This is a genomic window from Butyrivibrio sp. DSM 10294, assembly GCF_028539135.1.
Classification (GTDB): domain Bacteria; phylum Bacillota; class Clostridia; order Lachnospirales; family Lachnospiraceae; genus Butyrivibrio.
Genome location: NZ_JANSWL010000003.1, coordinates 1 through 524, shown reverse-complemented (window position 1 = coordinate 524; position 524 = coordinate 1). Strand labels below are relative to the sequence as shown.

At 42.9% G+C, this 524-nt stretch carries 1 protein-coding gene; it reads right to left on the bottom strand.

The window, feature by feature from the left end; translation table 11 throughout:
- Positions 1–8: 8 nt before the first annotated feature.
- A partial coding sequence (locus NXH67_RS00025; RefSeq protein ID WP_272795910.1) for a transposase occupies positions 9–524 on the bottom strand: 516 nt, incomplete at its 5' end.

The window sequence follows — 524 nt, the reverse complement described above, 5'->3', positions numbered from 1 at the left end:
GGTTTCTGTTACGCCGCTTCGCGGCATGAACCTGCAGGCTGCTCTACGCAGCATGCAGAACAGGGCATGTCCACTATGCCCCTATCCCATTGGGTTACCTTTGGGAATACTTTTCTTAAGATATTTGCAGCCCCGTTTATGTCTGCATTTGTTACAGTACCATCGTAATGCCTGTATAGGCCTCTCTTTATCCTCTTTCCGGAAAAAGAGTATGGTTTGTCATCTCCTTTACAATATACAGGCAATTCATCCATTGCAAGAAAATCAGCCTTTGAAGTATAGCTCTCTTCTGTAAGGGCAAATTCTATCCCGCATTCAGCAAGCTTATATCTGAGCATATCTGCAAATATCAGCATTGGTATCTGCACAAAATTCTGGTTATTCATATGTCCCATATCTGCTTCCTGTTTCTGGAATACATTGTGGCCCATAACCACTACATCTACGTGGTTATCCCTTGCATAGTCGGCTATATGTCTGCTTATCTTGTGTAACTGATCCTTTATCCTCCTGTTTCTCTTCTC